The sequence below is a fragment of the Rhodoplanes sp. Z2-YC6860 genome, from assembly GCF_001579845.1.
Taxonomy (GTDB): Bacteria; Pseudomonadota; Alphaproteobacteria; order Rhizobiales; family Xanthobacteraceae; genus Z2-YC6860.
The window spans coordinates 2808236-2830049 of the sequence record NZ_CP007440.1 but is presented as its reverse complement, the minus strand read 5'-3'; the positions used below and the strand labels follow the sequence as shown (position 1 = coordinate 2830049).

Annotated in this window: 18 protein-coding genes and 1 pseudogene; 13 read left to right on the top strand and 6 right to left on the bottom strand. The window is 64.2% G+C overall.

Translation table 11 applies throughout. The features are described 5' to 3' along the window. Positions 1-75 precede the first annotated feature (75 nt). A complete protein-coding gene (locus RHPLAN_RS13065) occupies positions 76-855 on the bottom strand; it encodes a hydroxypyruvate isomerase family protein (RefSeq protein WP_068018353.1) in 780 nt (259 codons plus the stop codon). Positions 856-1293: 438 nt separating this feature from the next. Between RHPLAN_RS13065 and RHPLAN_RS13060 the strand changes: the two genes are divergently transcribed. From RHPLAN_RS13060 to RHPLAN_RS13040, 5 genes are all read left to right on the top strand, one after another. Beyond that, positions 1294-2808, top strand: a complete 1515-nt coding sequence (locus RHPLAN_RS13060; RefSeq protein WP_068018351.1) for a hypothetical protein — start codon at positions 1294-1296, stop codon at positions 2806-2808. A gap of 16 nt (positions 2809-2824) precedes the next feature. After that, entirely contained in the window at positions 2825-3760 is a 936-nt protein-coding gene (locus RHPLAN_RS13055) for a methylenetetrahydrofolate reductase (RefSeq protein WP_068018349.1), read from the top strand. A 136-nt stretch (positions 3761-3896) separates the two neighbouring features. Further along, complete coding sequence (locus RHPLAN_RS13050) at positions 3897-4862, top strand: TAXI family TRAP transporter solute-binding subunit (RefSeq protein WP_068018346.1); 966 nt, start codon at positions 3897-3899, stop codon at positions 4860-4862. Positions 4863-4905: 43 nt separating this feature from the next. Next, positions 4906-5859, top strand: a complete 954-nt coding sequence (locus RHPLAN_RS13045) for a TAXI family TRAP transporter solute-binding subunit (RefSeq protein ID WP_068018344.1) — start codon at positions 4906-4908, stop codon at positions 5857-5859. Between the two features lie 15 nt (positions 5860-5874). Further along, positions 5875-8031 carry a TRAP transporter permease gene (locus RHPLAN_RS13040; protein WP_068018342.1) on the top strand — a complete coding sequence of 719 codons (2157 nt, stop codon included), beginning with the start codon at positions 5875-5877 and terminating at the stop codon, positions 8029-8031. Between the two features lie 185 nt (positions 8032-8216). Here RHPLAN_RS13040 and gtdA read toward each other — a convergent pair whose 3' ends face one another. Further along, a complete protein-coding gene (gtdA, locus tag RHPLAN_RS13035) occupies positions 8217-9272 on the bottom strand; it encodes a gentisate 1,2-dioxygenase (RefSeq protein ID WP_068018341.1) in 1056 nt (351 codons plus the stop codon). 338 nt (positions 9273-9610) lie between these two features. Continuing rightward, complete coding sequence (locus RHPLAN_RS13030) at positions 9611-10348, bottom strand: SDR family NAD(P)-dependent oxidoreductase (protein WP_198164903.1); 738 nt, start codon at positions 10346-10348, stop codon at positions 9611-9613. On the opposite strand from RHPLAN_RS13030, the pseudogene RHPLAN_RS40510 reads away from it, so the two are divergent. The 8 genes and pseudogenes from RHPLAN_RS40510 to RHPLAN_RS12985 all read left to right on the top strand — a co-directional run bounded on the left by RHPLAN_RS40510 (position 10326) and on the right by RHPLAN_RS12985 (position 18915). Then, positions 10326-11723: pseudogene (locus RHPLAN_RS40510) on the top strand (alpha/beta hydrolase). The gene RHPLAN_RS13030 and the pseudogene RHPLAN_RS40510 overlap by 23 nt on opposite strands. A 98-nt stretch (positions 11724-11821) precedes the next feature. Next, positions 11822-12430, top strand: coding sequence for a nuclear transport factor 2 family protein (locus RHPLAN_RS13015; protein WP_068018325.1), 609 nt, complete (start codon positions 11822-11824; stop codon positions 12428-12430). A 306-nt stretch (positions 12431-12736) separates the two neighbouring features. After that, on the top strand, positions 12737-13114 hold the full coding sequence (locus RHPLAN_RS13010; protein WP_068018322.1) for a DoxX family protein: 378 nt from the start codon (positions 12737-12739) through the stop codon (positions 13112-13114). 25 nt (positions 13115-13139) lie between these two features. Beyond that, positions 13140-14165, top strand: a complete 1026-nt coding sequence (locus RHPLAN_RS13005; RefSeq protein ID WP_068018318.1) for a Gfo/Idh/MocA family protein — start codon at positions 13140-13142, stop codon at positions 14163-14165. Between the two features lie 19 nt (positions 14166-14184). Continuing rightward, positions 14185-15381, top strand: a complete 1197-nt coding sequence (gene eboE / locus RHPLAN_RS13000) for a metabolite traffic protein EboE (RefSeq protein WP_068018314.1) — start codon at positions 14185-14187, stop codon at positions 15379-15381. Positions 15382-15554: 173 nt separating this feature from the next. Next, entirely contained in the window at positions 15555-16433 is an 879-nt protein-coding gene (locus RHPLAN_RS39315) for an NAD(P)-dependent oxidoreductase (RefSeq protein WP_068018310.1), read from the top strand. A 3-nt stretch (positions 16434-16436) separates the two neighbouring features. Then, a complete protein-coding gene (locus RHPLAN_RS12990) occupies positions 16437-17672 on the top strand; it encodes a cytochrome P450 (protein ID WP_068018307.1) in 1236 nt (411 codons plus the stop codon). A gap of 13 nt (positions 17673-17685) precedes the next feature. Next, positions 17686-18915, top strand: coding sequence for an aminotransferase-like domain-containing protein (locus tag RHPLAN_RS12985; RefSeq protein ID WP_068018304.1), 1230 nt, complete (start codon positions 17686-17688; stop codon positions 18913-18915). Positions 18916-19101: 186 nt separating this feature from the next. On the opposite strand, the gene RHPLAN_RS12980 is transcribed toward RHPLAN_RS12985, so the two are convergent. The 3 genes from RHPLAN_RS12980 to RHPLAN_RS12970 form a co-directional block, all read right to left on the bottom strand. After that, positions 19102-19968: an NmrA family NAD(P)-binding protein gene (locus tag RHPLAN_RS12980; RefSeq protein WP_068018301.1), complete on the bottom strand. Its 867-nt coding sequence runs from the start codon at positions 19966-19968 to the stop codon at positions 19102-19104. A gap of 30 nt (positions 19969-19998) precedes the next feature. Then, complete coding sequence (locus RHPLAN_RS12975; RefSeq protein WP_068018299.1) at positions 19999-20550, bottom strand: NADPH-dependent FMN reductase; 552 nt, start codon at positions 20548-20550, stop codon at positions 19999-20001. Positions 20551-20819: 269 nt separating this feature from the next. Beyond that, positions 20820-21800, bottom strand: a complete 981-nt coding sequence (locus RHPLAN_RS12970; RefSeq protein ID WP_068018296.1) for a TRAP transporter substrate-binding protein — start codon at positions 21798-21800, stop codon at positions 20820-20822. Positions 21801-21814 lie beyond the last annotated feature (14 nt).

The window sequence follows — 21814 nt, the reverse complement described above, 5'->3', positions numbered from 1 at the left end:
TTAATTTAGCAGGGCCTCATCCCGTCGCAAAATAAGGCAGGGCATAGATTTTTATGGTTAACAGCGGACAGGATTTCAGCCGCCGAGGCCGTATTTGCGGCCCCAGCCGAGGCCATCCTCGGTGCGCGCCCGGGGCTTGTATTCACAGGCGGTCCAGCCGGACCAACCGAGTCGGTCCAGCGCCTCGAACACCGCCGGATAGTTGATCTCGCCCTCGTCCGGCTCGGCGCGGCTCGGCACCGCCGCGATCTGCACGTGACCGACCAGCGGCTGATGCGCCTCGAAACGTTTGATGAGGTCGCCGCTCACGATCTGCACATGATAGAAATCGAACTGGATTTTCACATTGGGCCGCCCGACCTTGCCGATGATGTCGGCCGCCTGCTCGATCCGGTTGAGGAAATAATTGGGCCGGTCGCGGGTGTTGATCGGCTCGATCAGCAGCGTGACGCCTTTGTCCTTCGCCAGGTCCGCGGCGCGCGTGAGATTGGCGACGAAGGTCTTCTCCGCCGCAGGCCGCTGCTCCGACGGCACCTTGCCGGCCATGCAGTGGATCGCCCGGCCGCCGATCGCGACCGTGTAATCCAGCGCCTGCTGGAACACCGCATCCCATTCGGCCTCGCGGCCCGGCACCGCGCCGAGGCCGGAGTCGCCCTCGCGCCCGCCAACCGCAGTGTTGAGCCCAAGCTGGGTGAGCTTGTGCCGCTCGAGCTCGGCGCGAACCGCCGCCGGCGACTGGTCATAGGGATATTGCAGCTCGACCGCCTTGAAGCCCGCCGCCGCGGCTGCGCCAAAACGTTCGAGCAGCGGGCGCTCGGTGAAGAGATAAGCGAGATTGGCGGCAAAGCGGGGCATGGTGGATCTCTTTGGGGGTATGGGTCGGGAAGGACAGGCACAGGACTGTAGCCGCCCGGCTTCGCTCGCCAAACCGCTGAAATGAGACGCATCATTTCGACGGCCGACAGTGGGCAGCCGGTGGATGCTGAGCCCGAGGCCGGGCTGCCCCATCCACAAAGTTGGTACCGCAATGCGGTACATGCCGATAAATCAATATAATTCAGCATCTTATAAAATTGGGCATTTGCCCATATATTTGCCCACTGGCCGAGTGGGATAAATTGTGGTTGACGTGCTCAACCGGAATTGGTCGCATTGGAGCCGGGCCCACGCCTGTCGCGGCCCGCGAAAACCCATATCGCTTCGGCATTCTCGCCGGATCGGATGGCGCGCGGAGCGACCAAGCCGGCATAAACCGGCACGGCGTGGGACCGGAGGAGACACCGGAGCGCCGCCATGAACGCCCAAGAGCTGTTGCAGGAAATTTCCGACTATTGCCGCCAGACCGGCCTCGCCGAATCCACCTTCGGCCGCAGAGCCGTCAATGACGGCAAGCTCGCCAGCCGCCTTCGCCACGGCGGCCGCATCACCACCGAGACGCTCGACCGCATCCGCAACTTCATGACGAGCAACGCCAGCCTTTCGGCGCGGCCGACCGTTATCCCGCGCACCATCGACCGCAGCGCGGAAGCGATAGCGGCTCCAGCCATCGTGACGGCCTCGGCGGCGACCCTCGCGCCCGCCCCGCGACCCGCGCCTGCGATGAGCATGCCGATGCCAGTGCCGCACGGCGCGCCGGTGCCGACACCGAACGGCCACGGCGGCGGTGCCGGCGGTCCCGACCCGCAACGCAACTTCCGCTTCTTCGACAACCGGCAGAAGTACCTGCTGTTCGTCAACACCTGTTCGGAGAAGTGGGTGGTGGCGCATCGCGTGTCGATGGAGCTCGCCAACATCCATCCGCGGCCGCCGGCGCTGCGCCTGTTCGACGCCGGCGTCGGAGACGGCACGGTGCTGACGCGGGTGATGCGCACGATGCACGATCGCTTCCCGCACACGCCGTTCTATGTGGTCGGCAAGGAGATCAGCCTCGAGGACGTGCGCCTCGCCACGCAGAAGATGTCCGACCGCTTCACCGAGCATCCGGCGACTGTGTTGGTGCTGACCAACCTGGCCTATGCGGACGCGCCGTGGCTCCACGTGAAGTCGCTGTCGGCGGCCTCCAGCATGGTGTGGCACGAGGTGGCGCTGACCGGAAACTCGTCGCACCAGTTCGAGCAGCAGATTACCGACTTGGTGCCGTTCCTCAACGAAAACTGGAAGGCCGGCGTCAGCCCCAAGACCGGCAATCCAGTGTACGAGCGGCCTGTGGTGCTCGTGATTTACCGCGAGGACCACAAGTTCCTGCTCGATCCGATCCTGCCGAGGCCCGGCGGCACCGTCGCCAACTACGACCTCGTCATCGCGTCACAGCCTTATCGCGCCCGCGCTTCGCTCGAATTCAAGGCCAAGCGCGTGATCGCGCCGCTCGCCCGCGCGCTGGGGCCTGGCGGCCGGCTGATCGCGATCCATTCGCACGGCAACGATCCCGGCCACGAGATCATCCAGAAGGTCTGGCCCGGCGACAATCCATTCCTGCACGACCGCCATCAGATCATGAAGACGGTGAAGCAGGAGCTCGGGTCCGCAGGCCGCGATCTCAACTTCAACGCCTATGCGGATAACCGGTCGCTGTTCCGCTACGACATGCACACGCTGCCGAGCGAGATCACGCAGGAGTCCTCGATCGGCACCTCGACATTGTTCGCGGCGTGGAATGCCGCGATCTACGTGTCCCAGGTCGAGGACCATCGCGTGGCCGAAGCCGCGAACGACAGCCGCTACCTCGAAGCCACCGCCGAGGTGCTGCAGAAGCACGGCGGGCTGTGGTTCATCGACGAGTCCTACGTGATATCGAGACGCCGCGAATGACGTGAGAGGCCGCGCCATGCCTCTCACGTTGCTGCGCCAGCCGCTCGCCAACGAGCGCAACGAAACCGCGCCGCTCGTCACGGCCTTTCTCCGTCACTTCTCGATGGAGATCACGCGGCCGTCCGACGCCGATCTGATCGAATTGAAATCGGTGCTGCCGGCGAAAACGCCGGTGTATGTCCCAGCCATCCCGAACAGCCCGCTGTCCGAGCTGATTGCGGCGGCGACCCGGCTCCGGGCCCAAGGCTTCGAGCCGGTGCCGCATATCGCTGCGCGCCGCATCGAAAGCCGTGCGGCGCTTGAAGATCTGCTGTCGCGGCTGTCGCGATGGGCCAATGTACGGCGTGCCCTCGTCATCGGCGGCGATGTCGCAACCGCCGCTGGGCCCTTCACCAGCGCGCTCGAATTGATCGACACCGGACTGTTGCAGCGGCACGGCATTGTCGAGATCGGTATCGCCGGCTATCCCGAAGGTCACCTGCGGCTGTCAACGGAAGCGCTCGACCGTGCGCTTGTGGCCAAGATCGAGGCCGCCGAGCAGACCGGACTCGCGGTCACGATCGTCACGCAGTTCTGCTTCGACGCCGCGGCCATCGCCAACTGGATCGAGCGCCTGCGCGCGCTCGGCATCGAGCACCCGGTTCAGATCGGCATGGCGGGGCCTGCGAACGTCGCCGCGCTGATGCGCTTTGCGCGCTTGTGCGGCGTCCGCGCCTCGGCGCGCGGCCTTGCCTGCCAGCCAGGCCTGGTGAAGCATCTGCTCGGCGTCAGCACGCCCGACCGCATCATCCGGCCGCTTGCAGAAAGCTGCGGCGAAAGAGCGCTGGGGCGTGTATCGGCGCACTTCTTCTCGTTCGGCGGCGCGGCTGCAACCGCGCGCTGGGCTTGCGCCGCCGCCGCCGGACGCATCGTGCTCGACCGTGCCGGCGGGTTTGGTGTCGCGCCGCGCTGAGACCGCCGCGAACTCACACCCGCGTCTCGCCTTGCCTGCCGCGCTGTGCAATGATTGCCGTGCGGGGAACCACTCCGCCAAAAAACATACCGGCCTCGCACCGCCGGACGTCGCACCTTGGGGGAGGAAGCCAACGATGCTGAAGCTCGTTCGCGCGGCTGTTTTGTCGCTGTCCGGCGCTGCTGCGCTTGCATTGATCTTTGGCCTTTCCGCCGCGCCCGCCTCGGCGCAGCCCATGGGCTTTGCCACGCTGCCGCCCGGCACGCTCAATCACACCACCGCCTCCGCCATTGCCAAGGTCCTCAAGGACAAGGGCGGCATCAACATGCTGGTGCAGCCGACCGCCGGCGACCAGGTGATCAATCCGATGGTCGGCCGCGGCGAGGTCGAGATCGGCATCACCAACATCATGGAGGCGCAGGACGCGCTCGACGGCCAGTTCAAGGACATGCGCCTCGTCGCCGTGGTCCATCCGCTGCGCACGCCGATGTTCGTGCGCAAGGATTCCGGCATGCTCACTACCGCCGATCTCAAGGGCAAGCGCGTGACGCTTGGCTATTCGGCGATGCGCAACATCGACAAGACCATGCGCTCGATGCTCGCGACCGCTGGCCTGACAGAGGCCGACGTCAAGCCGGTGCTGGTGCCGAACGTGGTGCGCAGCGCCGACGAGTTCATGGCCGGCAATGCCGACATGTTTTCCTTTGCCTTCGGCGGGCCGAAGGTGAAGGAGGCCGACGCCACCGTCGGCGGCATCCGTGCGTTGGAGCTCGACGCAGCCAACATGGCCGCGGCCCGCAAGATCATGCCCTGGGCTTATCTGACCGACGTTTCGCCAGGCGCGATCTTCACCGGCGTCGACAAACCGATGAAGGTCTACAGCTTCGACAACGTTTTGATCGCGTCGGCCAAGGTGCCGGAGGACTTGGTCTACAAGGTCCTCGACCTGATGGTGAAGAACAAGGACGAGCTGGTCGCGGTGCAGCCGGTGCTTCGCGAATTCTCCGCGGAGACCGCCTACAAACAATACGGCGTGCCGTACCATCCGGGCGCGCTGAAATACTTCAAGGAAAAGAACCTCACAGCCAAGCCCATCGACTAGTCAGCGGGGAGCGAGACAAATGAATGGCAGCAGCAGACGTGTGATGCTTCGGCATGGATTGTTCGGCGCGGCACTCGCCGCAACGATCGTCTTCGGCGGCGGGTCCGCGACAGCGCAGACCTATGGGCTTGCCACCATGCAGCCCGGCACGCTCGCCAACACGGTCGCATCCGCGATCGCCAAGACGCTGAAGGAAAAGGGCGGCCTCAACACGCTCGTCCAAGCGACCGCCGGCGAGTCGGTGCTGATCCCGATGGTGGCGCGCGGCGAGATCGACCTCGGCATGGCCAACATGCTCGAGGTCGTCGAGGGCATCCAGACCGGCAAGCTGCAGAACGATCTGCGCGTGATCGGCTCGATCTATGTGCTGCGCATGGGCTTCTTCGCCAGGAAAGACAGCGGCATCGTCAATATGGCCGACGTCAAGGGCAAGCGCGTGCCGGCCGGCTATTCGGCGATGCGCACCCTCGACAAGAACACACAGGCGATGCTCGCCACCGCCAATCTTACGCTGGCGGATGTCAAGCCCGTGATGGTGCCGAACGTGCTGCGTGGCGGCGACGACTTCATGTCCGGCTCCAACGACATGTTCATGTTCTCGTTCGGCGGCCCGAAGGTGCGTGAGGCTGACGCCACGGTCGGCGGCGTGCGTGCCGTGAAAGTCGGCGACACACCGGAAGGCCTCGCGGCGAGCCGCAAGATCTTCCCCTATGGCTATTTCAGCGACGTGAAGCCGATCCCGGCCTATGTCGGCGTGCTGGAGCCCATGAACGTCTACAGCATGGACTACATCCTGTTCACCAACTCCAAGATGAAGAACGAGACCGTCGAGAAGATCATCGACACCATGGCGAAGAACAAGCCCGACATGGTGGCGACCGCGCCGGCGATGAACGACTTCTCGGTCGACACGATGTATCGCAAGCACGAGATGACCTATCACCCGGGCGCGCTAAAATACTTCCAGGACCACAAGATCGAAGCGAAAGCCTATTGATCGGAGAACTGCCGCGTGACCGATCAGCAGCAAGCGCCCGGCGCTCATATTTCGGCGGCGTCGGAAGAGCGTTTCATCGCCAGCACCGAGGAGTTCGCGGCCGAGTCGTCGAGGGCAACGGTCATCGCCTCGATGACGATCCAGGCGCTGCTGGTCGCGTGCGTGGTGCTTTGGGTGCTCGACGTGCCGCGTCAGGTGTTCGGCATGTCGTTTTACACCGAGCAGCTGCTTGCCGTAACGCTGGGCCTGACGTTGGCGCTGGCCTTCATCACCGAGGCCACGCGCAAGGCCGACGCCTTCGATCTCGGCGGCGCCATCACGGCGCTGACCATCGCGGTCTATCTGGTCTATCACTATCAGCATGACGGCGTGGTGGCCTGGCCCGCCGTGGCGGGTTTGGCCGCCGCGCTCGCCTGGACCTTCGCGGCCAACCGCATGTCGGTGGCGCGCGGGCTCGACTGGGTCTGCGCTTCGGTGTCGCTTGCGCTCTGCGCCTACATCACCGTCCGCTACGAGGCGTTGACCTACGAGCTTGCGATGCTGCCCTTCGAGGGCGTGCTCGGTAGCGCGATCCTGACGTTCCTGGTGCTGGAGGCGAGCCGCCGCATCTCGGGCTGGGGCTTTGTCGCCATCATTCTGGCGATCGCGGTCTACGTTTACATCAGCCCGTTCTCGCCCGGCGATTTCCAGACCCGCTGGGTCAGCCCAGAACGCATGGTCGCTTACGTCGGTCTCGACGTGAACGGCATGATCGGCTCGATCCTGCAGGTCGCCGTCCTCGTGGTGATCCCGTACACCATCCTCGGCCAGGTGCTGGCCCGCACCGGCGGCGCGGATTTCTTCTCGGACCTGGCAATGTCTGCGATGTGGCGCTTCCGCGGCGGCGCAGCGAAGATCGCGGTCGTCGGCTCGGCCTTGTTCGGCATGATCTCCGGCAGCGCGGTGTCGAACGTGCTCGCGGTCGGCGTCGTCACCATTCCGGCGATGAAGAAGTCCGGCTTCTCGGCCTATCGCGCCGCCGCAATCGAGTCGGTCGGATCGACCGGCGGCCAATTGATGCCGCCGGTGATGGGCGCCGCGGCCTTCATCATGGCCGAATTCCTGCAAGTGTCTTACGGCGCAGTGTGCATCGCCGCCGCGATCCCGGCCGTGCTGTATTACGCCTGCCTGTTCATCCACGTCGATCTCGAGGCGGCGAAGCACGGCATCGGCGGCGTCGATTCCGAGGAGATGGCGCCGCTCAGCACGATCATCAAATCCGGCTGGCACTTCCTGGTGCCGATCTTCTTTCTGGTCATCGCGCTGATCTATCCCGAGGTGCTGCTGCTGACGCCGGAGAAGGCCGCCGTTGCCTCCACCGCCCTTTTGATCGTTCTGACCCTGATCTTCGGCTATCGCGGCAAGCGCACCTCGATCCGCGAAATCACCGTTGCCATCATCGAGAGCGGCCGCGTCTCGCTGGACATCATCCTGATCGGTGCCGCCGCCGGCATCATGGTCGGCGTCATGAGCATTTCGGGTCTTGCCTTCAGCATGACCTTGCAGTTGCTGGCACTGTCCGGCGACAACGTGTTCCTGCTGCTGCTGCTCATCGCGGTGCTCGCTTTTGTGCTCGGCATCGGGCTGCCCACGGTGAGCGTCTACATCCTCACCGCGACACTGCTCGCGCCGGCGCTGGTCAAGCTCGGCGTCACGCCGATGGCCGCGCATATGTTCGTGATGTACAACGGCATGCTGTCGATGATCACACCGCCGGTGGCGTTCGCCGCCTATGCGGCCGCCAACATCGCCCGCACCGACGGCTGGACCACAGGCTGGATCGCGTGTCTCGTCGGCTGGAGCACCTTCATCCTGCCGTTCCTGTTCGTGCTCACGCCGAGCCTGCTGATGGATGGGCCGACCTATCTGATCGTCTGGAATTTCGTGCGCATCCTGTTCGCACTGTTCGTCGGCACAGCGGCAATCGTGGGCTTCGCGCTGACGCCGCTCACCACCGCAATGCGCTTCGTCTATGGCGGCCTGGCGCTGCCGATCGCGCTGCCGCCGGAGTCGTTCAGCGGGAGCGTGGGCTACACGATCAACTTCATCGGCATCGGCGCCGGCATCGCGCTGCTGGTGTTCGATCATTTGCGGCGAAGGCGCAATGTAACCACCACGGCAGCGCCGGCTTAAGGCATGCCGTCATTCCGGGGCGCGCCGAAGGCGCGAACCCGGAATCCATTACCTAGCACTGAATTTCCGTCTGGATTCCGGGTTCGCCGCTTCGCGGCGCCCCGGAATGACGGCGGAGAGAGCGCCAAAAACAAATGCCCCGCCTTGCGACGGGGCATCGAACTCAACAAAACGAATTCAGCGCGTTACTTCTTCTCGCGCCAGATGCCCAGCGCTTCCTGCGCCGGCTTATCGGAGATCGAGAACAGCACCGACTCCTCGTTCATGTCGTGGGCGTATTTGTGCCACGACGGCACCACGAACACGTCGTTCGGGCCCCACTCCAGCACCTTGTCGCCGACCTTGGTCGAGCCGTGGCCTTCGACGCAGACGAAGATCGTGCCGTCGGTCGACTGATAGTCCTTACCCTTGAAGCCCTTCGGGAACAGCGCGAGGTAGGCGCCCATGGTCGCCATGACGTGGCCGCCGGTGACCGGGTTGGAATAGCGCACGCGGGCCCCGTGAACCGGATCGACGTCGCCGGCCTTGAGCATCCGCTCGATGATCGGCTTGGTGCGGGCATAGGTGTAGTTGATGACCGGGCTGCGCGTCTTGAAGGTGTCGAGCGTCGTGCCGTCCGGCAGCACGCCCGAGCCGTAGCGGTCGAGCGAGTCGCCGTCCTGCCGCGCGGTGTTCTGCGCCTTCTCGTCGAAGTGCGTCATGAACGACGTCTCGAAGTGGTTGACGGTCGGCATGTCGAGCACGTCGAGCCACATCACCGGCTCCTTGCCGGGATTGCCGTGGTCGTGCGGCGCCCAGTTCGGGGTGAGGATGAAGTCGCCCCGCGCCATGCTGGCCTTCTCGCCCTCGACCGCGGTGTAGGCGCCGTTGCCGTCGAGCACCAGGCGGATGGCCGACGAGACGTGCTGATGGGCTTCGGCGATCTCGCCTGGCATGATGAGCTGGATGCCGGCAAAGAGAGAATTGGTGATGCGCGACTGACCGCGCAGCGACGGATTTTCCAGGACGAGCACGCGGCGCTCAGCCTCCTCGGCCGAGATCACATCGCCGGCTTCGAGCATCAGCTTCTTGACCTCGTCGAACTTCCAGAGGTTCGGCGAGCACTTCGACTTCGGCTCCTTGGTGACGACGTTGCGGAGCACCTCCCACAGCGGCGCCATGTCCTTCTTGCTGATCTTGTCGTAGTAGGCCTGACGGTTGCCCGTCACATTGTGTTTGGGATCGAGGGTGGCGACGGACATGCGGTCCTCCTTGGATTTCCAAATCCGGCTCTGCGACAGGGCAAACCGGGCTCATTTCGCCCAAACATAATGATTTTGCTATGAATTGATAGCGGGCCTCGAACCCTCGCGGTATTCGCGATTTGCGGGTCTTGTCAGGGTTTTGGTGCAATTTCCCCTATCGGGCAGCGCCGCGGCTCTTGTCCCCTCTCCCGCCTTTGCGGGAGAGGGTCGCGAGCGAAGGCGAGCCGGGAGAGGGCTCTTCTAGCTGCAGCACCCCTCTCCCCCCCTCGCCTTCGCTCGGGACCCTCTCCCCGCTTCGCGGGGCGAGGGGACCAAATCGCAACACCAACACGGAATCACGCGGTGTTGTTGGCTCCGCCGTCGACCGTGATCACCTGCCCGGTCATGAAGTCGCTGTCGGCCGAGCACAGGAACACCAATGTGCCCAACAGGTCCTCCGGATACTCGTCGCGCTTGAGCGCCCTGCGCTGGATCGCCGCGGCCTTGGACTGCTCCACGTGCACCGCGTTGGTGAGACCGGTGTCGGACAGCGTGTAGCCCGGCGCCAGTGTGTTGACGCAGATGCCGTGGGCGCCGAGCTCACGCGACGTGCAGCGGGTAAACGCCGTCACCGCGCCCTTCGAGGTGACGTAGTGGGAAAAATCCGGGATGCCGCGGGCGACCGTGCCGGAGCCGATGTTGACGATCTTGCCGCTTTTCCGGGCGATCATGTGCGGCGCGACGTGCTTGGTCATCAGGAATGGCCCGCGAATGTTCACCGCCATCACCTTGTCCCACAGTTCCACGTCCATCTCGGTGACGCCGACAGTGGGCAGCGGCGCGTAGAGCGCAGCGTTGTTGATCAGGATGTCGATCTTGCCGAAGCGCTCGATAGTCTTGGCGACCAGCGCCTTGCACTGCGCCTCGTCGCTGACGTCGAACTGAAAACTCGCCGTGGAGTTGCTGCCGTGCTTCGCCGCGATCTCTGCGGCAACGCCGGAGCCGTCCTTGATGTCGGCGATCATCACCTGCGCGCCCTCGGCGGCGAGCGCCTGCGAATAATGCCGGCCGATGCCGACCGCGCCACCGGTCACGATTGCGCTCTTTCCCGCAAGCCTAGCCATCTCAGCTCCCCTGCCGTTGCCGCCCCAAAGTTTGCTCAGGCTGCCACCATGCCCTGAAGCGGGCCTGCAAATCAAAACTCCAACCAGCTTGCATTCAAAAATTAACGGCGAATTATTCCTGCCGGCGCACCCTCTGCCAGCCGCTGCAGTGCAGGCGATGGGTCACCGGGCGGCTGATAAACTGGCGCAGCGTCTGTCGGGGACCATTGCGATGGTGTGTAATCCCGCTTGGCTTGGACGTGGCAGTGCGCATTCGCTGATCTTTGTTGCGCTCGCCTTTATGTTGATCGGCTGCGCCACCCGCCCAGGGCCGGATGTGCTGGCGCCGGTCGCAGCCGTTCCCGGCGCCAAGACACTGCCGGTCTACGTGGCAACCACCCGCAAGCGCGCGGCACCGACCGGGAACGTGTTCACGGCGGAGCGCTCGGACACGCTCAACTTCGCCAAGTTCGTCGTGACCGTTCCATCCAATCACCAGCCCGGCAATATCGAGTGGCCGAAAGGGGCCGCCGATCCACGCGTGAGCTTTGCCACCGTCGATCAGGCGGTGCTGACAGACGCAGATTTCCGCAACGCCGTCGCGCCGCCTCGCCCGGGCAAAAAGCACAACGTGCTGATCTTCGTCCACGGCTTCAACAACAACTTCCAGGAATCGCTCTATCGGCTGGCGTAAATCGATGCCGACGCCGGCGGCGCTGGAACTCCGATTCTGTTCGCCTGGCCGTCGCAGGCCGACGTGGCCGAATATGATGCGGACCGGAAGGCCGCGATCGCCTCGCGTGACGATCTCATGGCGCTGCTCGCGATGGTGACGGGCAGCCCGCAGGTCGGCGAGATCACGGTCGTGGCGCACAGCATGGGCGGCTTCCTGACCGCCGAAGCCTTGCGGGAGTTGCGCGTACAGCGCCGCGACCGCGTGATTGCGCGTCTTGGCCGCGTCGTGCTCGCGGCGCCCGACATCGACGTCGATGAGTTTCGCTCTCAGGTGCAGACGATCGGCCCGTTGAAGCCGCCGCTGACAATCCTGGTGTCCAAGGACGACGCTGCGCTCAGGTTCTCGAGCATCGCCGGAGGCTCGCGGGTGCGGGCTGGCGCGCTGGATGTCGACAATCCGCTCGTACAGGAAGCCGCCGTGAAGGCCAAGGTCCGGATTATCGACATCTCGCGGCTGCAGTCGCCGGACGGCGGAATGAACCACGACCGGTTTGTCAGCCTCGCCGCGTTCTATCCGCGACTGCAAGGGAGACCCGCAGCTGAGACGCAGCAGGCCGGTGCGTTCCAGTTCGATGTCGCCAATGCCAAAGCGGTCCAGGTCAACGGGCCGGGGCCCGCACCTCCCGAATAGCCTGTCTGCTGCGAGCATTTCTTGCGCCACTGGACCTAGTGTCCGGCTGGACGTTGAGGCAGTCTTTCTCCCGGCGCCAGCAGGCGTCGGGAGGCACAATGAAAAACAAGATGGAAGACAAGCTCGCGATCCGCGAGCTGATCGACAACTGGGCGGTCTGGCGCGACAGCCTGCAGTGGGACAAGTTCAGGACAGTCTGGCATCCGGAAGGCCGGATGTGGGCGACCTGGTTTCAAGGCACGTTCGAGGAATTCATCGCCGCCAACAAGGCCGGCTACGCCAAGGGCGTGCGCATCTATCATTTCCTCGGCGGCACCTCGATCGAGATCAGGAAGAAGCGCGCCATCGCCCAGACCAAGATGTCGATCTCGCAGCGCGCCGTGGTCGAAGGCGTCGAATGCGACGTGATCTGCATCGGCCGGTTCTATGACTTCCTGGAAAAGCGCAAAGGCCAATGGGGCCTGGTCTGGCGCCGCCTGACTTATGAAAAGGACCAGATCATTCCGGTCGACCCGACCAAGGCGCCGAAGCTCGACCCGAAGCTGCTGGCGCGCTTTCCGGTCGGCTACCGCCACCTCGCCTATCTGCAGACCAAGGTCGGCTACAAGGTGAAGGAGGACATGCCCGGCCTCGATGGCCCCAAGACCGACGAGCTTTACACGCTCGGCGCGGGATGGCTGAAGGGTAACAAGGAGATTGGGTGGTGAGGCGGGCTTTGCTTAGCCGCTGCCATGCGCGAGCGCTCTCTCCGCCCTCATTCTGAGGAGCGCGGCAAAGCCGCGCGTCTCGAAGGATGGGGGCTGCCCCATGGTTCGAGACGCTTGCCTGCGGTTCGCTTCGGCAAGCTCCTCACCATGAGGCCGGGAGAGAGCATCCCAAGTCCAAAATTCAAGGCTGAGGCCCGATGGCAAACGCCCGCATGGTGGGACAGCCAACACACAATTGCGCCCACCCTTGCGCGCTCCTCCGCGATCCATTGAAATGCGCCGCGAAAGCCGAAACGGGGGAAGCGCATGTCTTGGGCTGACAAATTCAACCTGCTCGATGGAACCGTGATCCTGCGGCTCGCCTGCGCGCTGTTCTTCCTGCCGCACGTGATCGGCAAATTCACCGAGCCCGCGACGCTGAACTTCTTCAAGGCCGCGAAGTTCAATCCGCCGGCGACCTGGATGTATATCGCAGGCGCGATCGAGACCGTGCTGACGTTGTTGCTGCTGTTCGGCATCTACACACCCTACGTCGCGCTGATTGCAGCTTTCCATCTTTTCGTCGCCGCCGCCGCGACCTACAAGGTCACCAAAAAGTGGATCTGGGTGATCGGCGGCATCGAATACTGCGCATTCTGGAGCGTGTGCTGCATCGCGCTGGCGATGCTGACCTGGCCCAAATGAACTCGTCGAAAATAGGAAAGTTCGCATGATCAATGCTGCCGTCGTCGGTCTGGGCACTTGGGGCCGGACCATGGTGGAATCGCTCGCTGCCCCAGGCGCTGCGATGCGCATCACCACGATGCAGACCCGCACGGTGAAGCCCGACGACGAAGCCTTCGCCAAGCAGCACGGGCTTGCCATCGCGCCGAGCTACGAGGCGGTGCTGAAGGACCCGAAGATCGACGCCGTGGTGCTGGCGACGCCGGTGTCCGGCCATCTTGCGCAGATTGCGGCCGCGGCCGCCGCCGGCAAGCATGTCTATTGCGAGAAGCCCTTCACCTTCACCAAGAAGGAGGCCGAGCAGGCGGTCGAGGCGCTGCGCAAGGCCAACTGCATTCTCGGCATCGGCTACAACCGCCGCTTCCATCCGGAGATGATCAAGCTTGCAGGCCGCATCAAGGCCGGCGACCTCGGCACGCTTCAGCACATCGAAGCGAGCATGACCTATCCCAATGCATTGTTTTTGCCGCCGACCGCCTGGCGCTCCAACAAGGACGAGGCGCCGCTCGGCGGGCTTGCGCCGATGGGCGTGCACGCCATCGACGCGATGATCTATCTCTCGGGCGAGATCGACACGGTCTACTGCCAGAGCTTCGCCCGCGTGGTGCAGAACGGCACGGACGACACCACCTCCATGCTGTTCAAGATGAGGGGCGGCAGCTCCGGCTATCTCGGCACCATGACGACGACCGGCGCGGGCTTCGGCTTCCAGGCGTTCGGTTCGAAAGGCTGGGTGCGGATCGAGGGCGTCACCCATGTCGCCGGTGCGCCGTCGGAGGAGCGCCGGACGCGGCAGTTCGGCGCCTGCAAGTTCCAGCCGGTCAAAGGCAACGCGGAGACCTGGGAGGCCGAGCGGCTCGACATCGTACGCGCCACCTTCGAGGCCTTCGCCGGCGCCATCGACGGCAAGGCGCCCTTCCCGATCCCGCCCGAGCAGATCATCCACGGGGCCGCGGTGACCGAGGCGGTGATCCGTTCGGCCAAGACCGGTCAAGTCGAAAAAGTTTCGTGAGAAAGAAAGCAGTTCAACGATGGATCTCGGCAAGGGCCTCGGCCACCTGACCTACTCGACGCTGGTGCATCCCGGCGACACCTGGGACGACATGTGGACGTCGCTCACCACCTACGTGCCGCAGGTGCAGAAGCGCGTGTCACCCAAGGATCCGTTCGGCGTGTCGCTGCGCCTGTCCAACGCGTCGGCCGCGACGCTCGTGAAGAGCAAGCCCGAGCGCGACAAGCTGAAGAAATTTCTCGCCGACAACAACATGTATCTCTACACCGTGAACGCGTTTCCCTACGGGCCGTTCAAGAACACCATCGTCAAGGAGCAGGTCTACGAGCCCGACTGGCGCAGCGAGGAGCGCACCCAGTACACCATCAACGTCGCCGAGATTCTCGCCGACGTGGTGCCGGAAAGCATCCAGCCATCGATCCAGAGCGCGCCGCTGGGCTTCAAACCGAACGTCACCGGCAAGGCCGTGATCGACAGCTACACCGAGCACGTGATGCGGGTGGCTTCGCATCTCATCAAGCTCGAACAGCGCACCGGCCGCGTGGTGACCCTCGCGCTCGAGCCCGAGCCGTTCTGCTTCCTCGAGACCACCGACGAGACGGTCGATTACTTCACCAACCATCTCTACACCGGCAAGTCCGCCGAGATGCTGGCGAAGTTCGCCAACATCCCGATTGCCGATGCGATCCTCGGCCAGCGCAAGTTCGTCGGCACGGTGTTCGACATCTGCCACCAGGCCGTGGTTTACGAGGACATCCCGGTGTCGCTGCAGAAGCTGGTCGATGCCGGCATTCCCATTTTCAAGCTGCAGGAAGCGGCGGCGATGCGGATTCCGAACGTCACGCAGAAGATCGTCGACACGCTGAAGCGCTACGCCAAGACGATCTATCTGACGCAGACCGTCGAGAAGAAGGACGGCAAGCTGAACCGCTTCCTCAATCTGGAGGACGCCTTCAAGGCCTGGGAGAGCGATCCCGGCCCGCGCGAGTGGCGGACGCACTTCCATGTGCCGGTGTTCCTCGACGACCTCGGCGAATTCGGCACCACGCGCTTTGCCATCGAGGATGCGCTCAAATTCCACAAGCAGAAGCCGCTGTCGCGGCAACTCGAGATCGAGACCTACACCTGGGACGTGTTGCCGGATCATCTGAAGACCGGCGACATCGTCGACTATGTCTGCCGCGAGCTCGAATGGGTGCGCGGGCAGCTGCAGTAATTGGTTGCACACGCTAATCTAACACCGTCACCCTGAGGTGCCCGCCGCAGGCGGGCCTCGAAGGGTCGACGGCCCGGCTGCTGCAACACTGAGGCCGTCCATCCTTCGAGGCTCGCTGCGCTCGCACCTCAGGATGACGGGTCGAGGTTTGAGCGATGGAAAGAGGTTGTGCCATGAAGGTCGGTTTCATCGGGACAGGCCGCATGGGCGGGGCGATGGTCGGGCGGCTGCTCGCCGCAGGCCACGACATCGGCATCTACAACCGCACGCCGGCCAAGGCCAAGCCGCTCGCCGACCAGGGTGCGAAGCTCGTCGGCTCCGTGGCAGACGCGGCGCGCTACGGCGACGTCATTTACACAATGCTGGCTGATGACGCCGCGTTGGAAGATGTCGTCTTCCGGCAAGGGTTGCTCGACGCACTGCCCAAGGGCGGCATCCACGTGTGCGCCGGCACCCACGGTATTCCGGTGATCAAGAGGCTCAAGGCCGCCCATGCGGACAAGGGCCAATTTCTGATCTGCGCACCGATGATGGGCCGGCCGGAACTGGTGTCGTCCGGCACCGCCGGCGTCTTCGCCTCCGGTCCAGCCGACGCAATGAATAAATGCAAGCCGCTGTTCGACGCGCTCGGCCGCAAGACCTTCGAAGGCGGCGCCGATCCGGAGGCCGCGACCGCCATGAAAATCGCCAACAACTTCGTGCTCGGCTGCGCCATCGAGGCGATGGGCGAAGGCTTCGCACTCACCCGCAAATACGGCGTCGACACCAGCGTTTTCTTCGACGTGATGACCGACGGACTGTTCAACTGCTCGGCCTACAAGGTCTACGGCAAGATCATGGTCGACGAGAGCTACAGCAAGGTCGGGCAGATGGCCGTGCTCGGCCTGAAGGACGCCAATCTAGCGCTCGAAGCCGGCAATATCGCCGCGGTGCCGCTGCCGAGCGGCAATGTCTGGCGCGATCGCCTCGTCGGCGCGGTGGCCCATGGCGACGGCGACAAGGACTGGGCCGTGATGGCGCTGGAGCAAGCCCGCGCCAGCGGGCTTGCATAAAACATGGCGATCGTCGCGGACATGGCGGCGGACTTCGACATCAACCGGCTCGACCGCGCGTTTCTCGACGACCCCTACCCGACCTACCGCGCGCTGCGCGAGCGCGATCCGGTGCACCGCATGCCGGATGGTTCGTATTTCCTCACGCGCTATGACGATCTCGTCGCGGTCTATCACGACACCAAGACCTGGAGCTCGGACAAGACCGTGCAGTTCAAGCCGAAGTTCGGCGACAGCGCGCTCTATGAACACCACACCACGAGCCTCGTGTTCAACGATCCACCGATCCACACCCGGGTCCGCAAGCTCCTGGCGCCGGCGTTCACGCCGCGCGCACTGAAAGCGTTGCAGCCGCGCATCGAGCTTCTGGTGGATCGGCTGCTCGACCATGCGGCCGAGCATGGCCAAATCGATCTCATCGAGGATTTCGCCGCAGCGATCCCGGTGCAGCTCATCGGCGACATGCTCGGCATCCCGCAGGACGAGCGCGGCCCGCTGCGCGACTGGTCTCTCAGCATCCTTGGCGCGCTGGAACCGGTGCTGTCGGAGCAGCAACTCGGCGGCGGCATGACCGCGGTCGAGGAATTCAAAGCCTTCCTGCGCGATCTCGTGGCGCGGCGGCAGCGCGAAGGCGCGCAAGACCCGGGCGAAATCCTGTCCACGCTGATCGGCGCGACCGATCTCGGCGGTACTGAGCCTTCCGGCGACAAGCTCTCGGAGCTCGAGCTCCTGCACAACTGCATCTTTCTGCTTAACGCCGGCCATGAGACCACCACCAACCTGATTGGCAACGGCATCGATCTGCTGCGGCGCCACCCCGACGTCATGCGCGATCTTGCCGCGCATCCGCAGACCATCGAAACCGCGATCGAAGAATTCCTGCGCATGGAAAGCTCGAACCAGCTCGGCAACCGCCGCGCGGCCGCCGACACGCGGATCGGCGAGACCGCGATGCCGGCCGGCACCTACGTGCATCTGTGCATCGGCGCGGCCAATCGCGACCCGGCCCAGTTTCCCGAGCCCGATACACTGGACATCCGCCGCACGCCGAACCGGCATCTCGCCTTCGGTTTCGGCATTCACACCTGCGCCGGCAATTCGCTGGCGCGGATGGAGGCGCAGGTTGCGATCGGCAAGCTCGTGCGCCGCTTCAAGTCGATCGAATGCACCAGCGAGCCGGACCGGGGCGGCCGCGCCCGGTTCCGCGGTTTTCTGCATTATCCCGTTTCAGTCAAGTAAGAGGCCGACCGTCATGACCACCGCCTTCGACTTCACGCCGCTCGTGCCCGCGGGCCATCCCGCGCCGGCCGTGAAATACACCGGCCTGCCGAAATACAACTTCACCGGCGGCAACAACGACGGCGACGAACTGCCGCTCGATGGGCTGATAGCGTCGGCGAATTCGGTGCTGAAGCGCGAAGGCCGGACGCTTGCGACCTACGGTCTGATGAGCGGCCCCCAGGGCTATCGCGCGCTGCGCGATTTCCTGGTCACGAAGCTCAAGCGCGACGCCGGCATGACCTGCACGGCCGACGAGATCATGATCACGTCGGGCTCGCTGCAGGGGCTCGATCTGGTCAATGGTGCACTGCTTGCGCGCGGCGACACCGTGATCATCGAACAGGAGTGCTATCAGGGCTCGATCAATCGGCTGACGCGGCTCGGCGTCAACATCGTCGGCATCCCGCTCGATCGCGACGGCATGCGGATGGACGCGCTGGCGAACGCGCTCGACGAGCTGAAAAGCCGCGGCGTCCGGCCGAAGTACATCTACACCATCCCGACGGTGCAAAATCCGACCGGCACAATCCTGCCCGAGGCGCGCCGCGCCGAGATGCTGAAGCTTGCCGAGCAGTACGGCGTGCCGATTTTCGAGGACGACTGCTACGCGGACCTGATCTGGGATCACAAGCGGCCGCCGGCGCTGCATGCCATGAGCAAGACCGCGAACGTGATCCACATCGGCTCGTTCTCCAAATCGATCGCGCCGGCGCTGCGCGTCGGCTACATCGTCGCGCCCTGGCAGATCCTGTCGCGGATGCTGTCGATCAAGTTCGACGCGGGTTCGGGCTCGCTGGAGCAGATGGTGCTTGCCGAATACTGCGGGCCGCATTTCGCCGAACATGTGCCGGTTCTGACGCGCGGGCTGCGCAAGAAGCTCGACACGTTGATGGAGTCACTCAACGAACAGTTCGGCACAGCGGCCGAGTTCGAGGAGCCCAAGGGCGGCATCTTCCTTTGGGTCAAGCTGCCCGACAACGTCGATACGCTGAAGCTCTACCAGCCGGCGCTCAAGGCCGGCGTCGCGATCAATCCCGGGCCGGAATGGTCGGTGAACCGCGAGCACAGCAAGAGCCGCATGCGGCTCTGCTTTGCAAGCCCGACGCATGACGAAATCCGCACCGGCATCGCGGCGCTCGCCGAGGTGTGCCACCGCGAATTCGGCGTGCCGACACGGATTTCGAATGTGAAGCGGAGTTAGAAATCGTCGGAATTGAATCGGTGGTACAGCAGCCCCTTCACCTCTCCCATGGGGAGAGGTCGCCGCACGAAGTGCGGCGGGTGAGGGAGTACGGTCTATCGAGGGACTGAGGCCCCCTCACCCCAACCCTCTCCCCGTTGGGGAGAGGGAGTTCACCGCCGGTGCGGCTGGCGGGGCCTTCCAGCCTCAGCTGAATGCGCCTTTAAAATCCTGCGCGAACTGCTTCGTCGTGATCGGCTCACGGCCGACGATGTCGCGGATCGGTTGGGTGTTCTCGTGCGAGAACGCGCCCTTGCCGCCCGCCCGCGCGATCGAGATGAGATGCGCCACCAGCCAGTCCGGCATGTTGCGCGACTTCATTCCGGCTTCCGCCTGCTCCAGCGTGATCTCGACGTAGGTGAGCGGCTTGCCGATGGTATCGCCGATCACCTTGGCGAAATCGCCGAACGTGGTGCTCACACCACTGAACGAGTAGAGCTTGCCGTTGTGCTTTTGCGGATCGCGCAGCACGCGGGCGCCGAGCGCGCCGGTGTCGCGCACGTCGATCAGCGCGACCGACAGATCCTTCGGCCATGGCTGGATGATCTTGCCCTGGTCCTTGATGTTGGCGGCCTGCCCCAGGATGTTCTGCATGAACAGGCCGGGGCTCAGGATGCACCATTGCAGCCCGGATTTCTTCAGGTGCTCCTCGATCTTGTAGTGCGCCTGGCCATTCACCGATTCCACGTTCGGACCGATCACGTCGCGGCCGCCGGACACCTTGACGATGTATTCGGCGCCCGCGGCCTTGGCGGCATCGATCACATTGATCTGCTGCACATCGGACTTCGGGTTGTGACCGGTGACGACGAAGACGCGCTTGGCGCCCGCCAACGCCTTCTCCATCGCGGCGCGATCGTCGAGCTCGGCGATCGCCGTCCTGGTGTCCGCGCCGAGCACGTCCTTGGCCTTGTCGGCATTGCGAACGACGCAGACCGGATTCTCGCCGAGGGCCTTGAGCTCCTTGACGACCGCGCGCCCGGTGTTTCCCGTGGCGCCTACCACCGCATACATGGCGTTCCTCCCTGGTTTGTTGTTATCGGCTCAAACCTTGTGGCGTTCGATGAACTTGGCGAAAGCCGTGAGCTGCTGCTTGATCAGATCTTGTGCGCCCTGGTCGGTCAGCTTGCCATCAGCGAACTTGTTGGCCGCCATGTTGACGATCACCTCGGGCTTGCCGAACAGTTGAGCATCGACAGCCTGCAACACCATGCGCAACGCATACTGCATGCGCGCGCCGCCGAGCAGGCCGCCGGCCGCTGACTGGATCGCCACCGGCTTGTCCTTGAACGAGACTTCCTTGTAGCGCGACAACCAATCGATGGCGTTCTTCAAGCCGGCCGGCACCGACCAGTTGTATTCCGGCGAAACGACCAGCACGGCGTCGGCGGCGCGGATCGCCTCATGCAGCACGTCGGCGTCCTTGGGGAAGCCGGTCGATTGCTGGTCGTCGAAATTATAAATCGGAATGTTGGCGAAGGACGGGCCTTCCTTGATGGTCATGCCGGCGGGGGCGAGCCCGATCGAAGCATTCATCAGCATACGGTTGAACGACCCCTTACGCAGCGAGCCGCAGATTGCCACAACGTTAGCCATTGCCTGTCCTGTTGGTTGGAAAGCCGTCTCTCGACCGCCCCGGAAAATGCCCCAGGCGGCGGGCCGCGAAGCGCGGCGGGGCCGTCAATAGCATGGACGAAGCGGTTGTGGCGAGGCTTGTGCCGCCCGGTCATTCCGGGGCACGCGCAAAGCGCGTGAACCCGGAATCCAGACGAAGACGCCGCCCGTGCTTCTGGATTCCGGGTTCGCGGCTTTCGCGGCGCCCCGGAATGACCGAGTTGAAGGGCCTATGTTTCAAACATCTGCCTTCAGAGGCTCTTCTTATAAGCGTCGATCACGGCCTGCCCTTCGGCGCCAGCGCGCTTGAGCCAGTCGGCGGTGAGCTGGTCGCCGATCTTCTTGAAGCCCGCCTGAAGCTCGGGGCTCGGCTTGAGCACCTTCATGCCCTTCTTGGCGATCTCCTCGTGGTACCACTCGGTCTTGGTCTCCCACATCTTCCAGCCACGCTCCTCGGCCACCTTGGCGGCCTTCAGCACCGCCTCCTGGGTCGGCTTGTCGAGCGCGTCGAGCGCAGCCTTGTTGATGAAGGCGACGTTGCGCGGAATCCAAGCGCGAGTGTCGTAGAAGTGGGTGAGCGACTCCCACACCTTGGAGTCGTAGCCGGTCGCGCCCGATGACATGAAGGCGTTGACCACGCCGGTCGCCAAAGCCTGCGGCAGCTCCGCAGCCTGGATCGTCACCGCCTGGGCGCCGACCAGTTCGCCGATGCGCGCGGTGCCGACGTTATAGGCCCGCCACTTCAGGCCCTTCATGTCCTCGATACTGTTGATGTCCTTCTTGGCGTAGATGCCCTGCGGGCCCCACGGCACCGTGAACAGCACCTGGATGCCCTGCGCGGCGAGCTTCTGCTCGATCAAAGGCTTCGAGGCGAGCCAGAGCTTCATCGCTTCGGGGAAGCTCGTGGCAAGGAACGGCACGACGTCGATACCGAAGATCGGGTTCTCGTTCTCGAGGATCGAGATCAGGATTTCGCCGGTCTGCGCCTGGCCGGTCGCGACCGCGCGCTTGATCTCGGGGCCTTTGAACAGCGAGGCGCCGGCATGCACCGTGATCTGCAGCTTGCCGCCGGTCGCGTCCGCGACGTCCTTTGCGAACAGCGTCAGGTTTTCGACATGCGGGTTGTCCGGCGGATAGGCGCTCGGCAGATTCCATTTGGTCTGCGCCGAAGCTTGCGTCGCGAACAACGCGACCGCGGCGGCGGCCAGCAGTGTCTTCATTCGATGCTTCATGGTGATCGCCCTCT

Bases quoted from the DNA above. Each gene is read 5' to 3' on its own strand.
- RHPLAN_RS13065 (WP_068018353.1), bottom strand. From the start codon at position 855: ATGCCCCGCTTTGCCGCCAATCTCGCTTATCTCTTCACCGAGCGCCCG.
- RHPLAN_RS13060 (WP_068018351.1), top strand. From the start codon at position 1,294: ATGAACGCCCAAGAGCTGTTGCAGGAAATTTCCGACTATTGCCGCCAG.
- RHPLAN_RS13055 (WP_068018349.1), top strand. From the start codon at position 2,825: ATGCCTCTCACGTTGCTGCGCCAGCCGCTCGCCAACGAGCGCAACGAA.
- RHPLAN_RS13050 (WP_068018346.1), top strand. From the start codon at position 3,897: ATGCTGAAGCTCGTTCGCGCGGCTGTTTTGTCGCTGTCCGGCGCTGCT.
- RHPLAN_RS13045 (WP_068018344.1), top strand. From the start codon at position 4,906: ATGCTTCGGCATGGATTGTTCGGCGCGGCACTCGCCGCAACGATCGTC.
- gtdA (WP_068018341.1), bottom strand. From the start codon at position 9,272: ATGTCCGTCGCCACCCTCGATCCCAAACACAATGTGACGGGCAACCGT.
- RHPLAN_RS13015 (WP_068018325.1), top strand. From the start codon at position 11,822: ATGAAAAACAAGATGGAAGACAAGCTCGCGATCCGCGAGCTGATCGAC.
- RHPLAN_RS13010 (WP_068018322.1), top strand. From the start codon at position 12,737: ATGTCTTGGGCTGACAAATTCAACCTGCTCGATGGAACCGTGATCCTG.
- RHPLAN_RS13005 (WP_068018318.1), top strand. From the start codon at position 13,140: ATGATCAATGCTGCCGTCGTCGGTCTGGGCACTTGGGGCCGGACCATG.
- eboE (WP_068018314.1), top strand. From the start codon at position 14,185: ATGGATCTCGGCAAGGGCCTCGGCCACCTGACCTACTCGACGCTGGTG.
- RHPLAN_RS39315 (WP_068018310.1), top strand. From the start codon at position 15,555: ATGAAGGTCGGTTTCATCGGGACAGGCCGCATGGGCGGGGCGATGGTC.
- RHPLAN_RS12990 (WP_068018307.1), top strand. From the start codon at position 16,437: ATGGCGATCGTCGCGGACATGGCGGCGGACTTCGACATCAACCGGCTC.
- RHPLAN_RS12985 (WP_068018304.1), top strand. From the start codon at position 17,686: ATGACCACCGCCTTCGACTTCACGCCGCTCGTGCCCGCGGGCCATCCC.
- RHPLAN_RS12980 (WP_068018301.1), bottom strand. From the start codon at position 19,968: ATGTATGCGGTGGTAGGCGCCACGGGAAACACCGGGCGCGCGGTCGTC.
- RHPLAN_RS12975 (WP_068018299.1), bottom strand. From the start codon at position 20,550: ATGGCTAACGTTGTGGCAATCTGCGGCTCGCTGCGTAAGGGGTCGTTC.
- RHPLAN_RS12970 (WP_068018296.1), bottom strand. From the start codon at position 21,800: ATGAAGCATCGAATGAAGACACTGCTGGCCGCCGCCGCGGTCGCGTTG.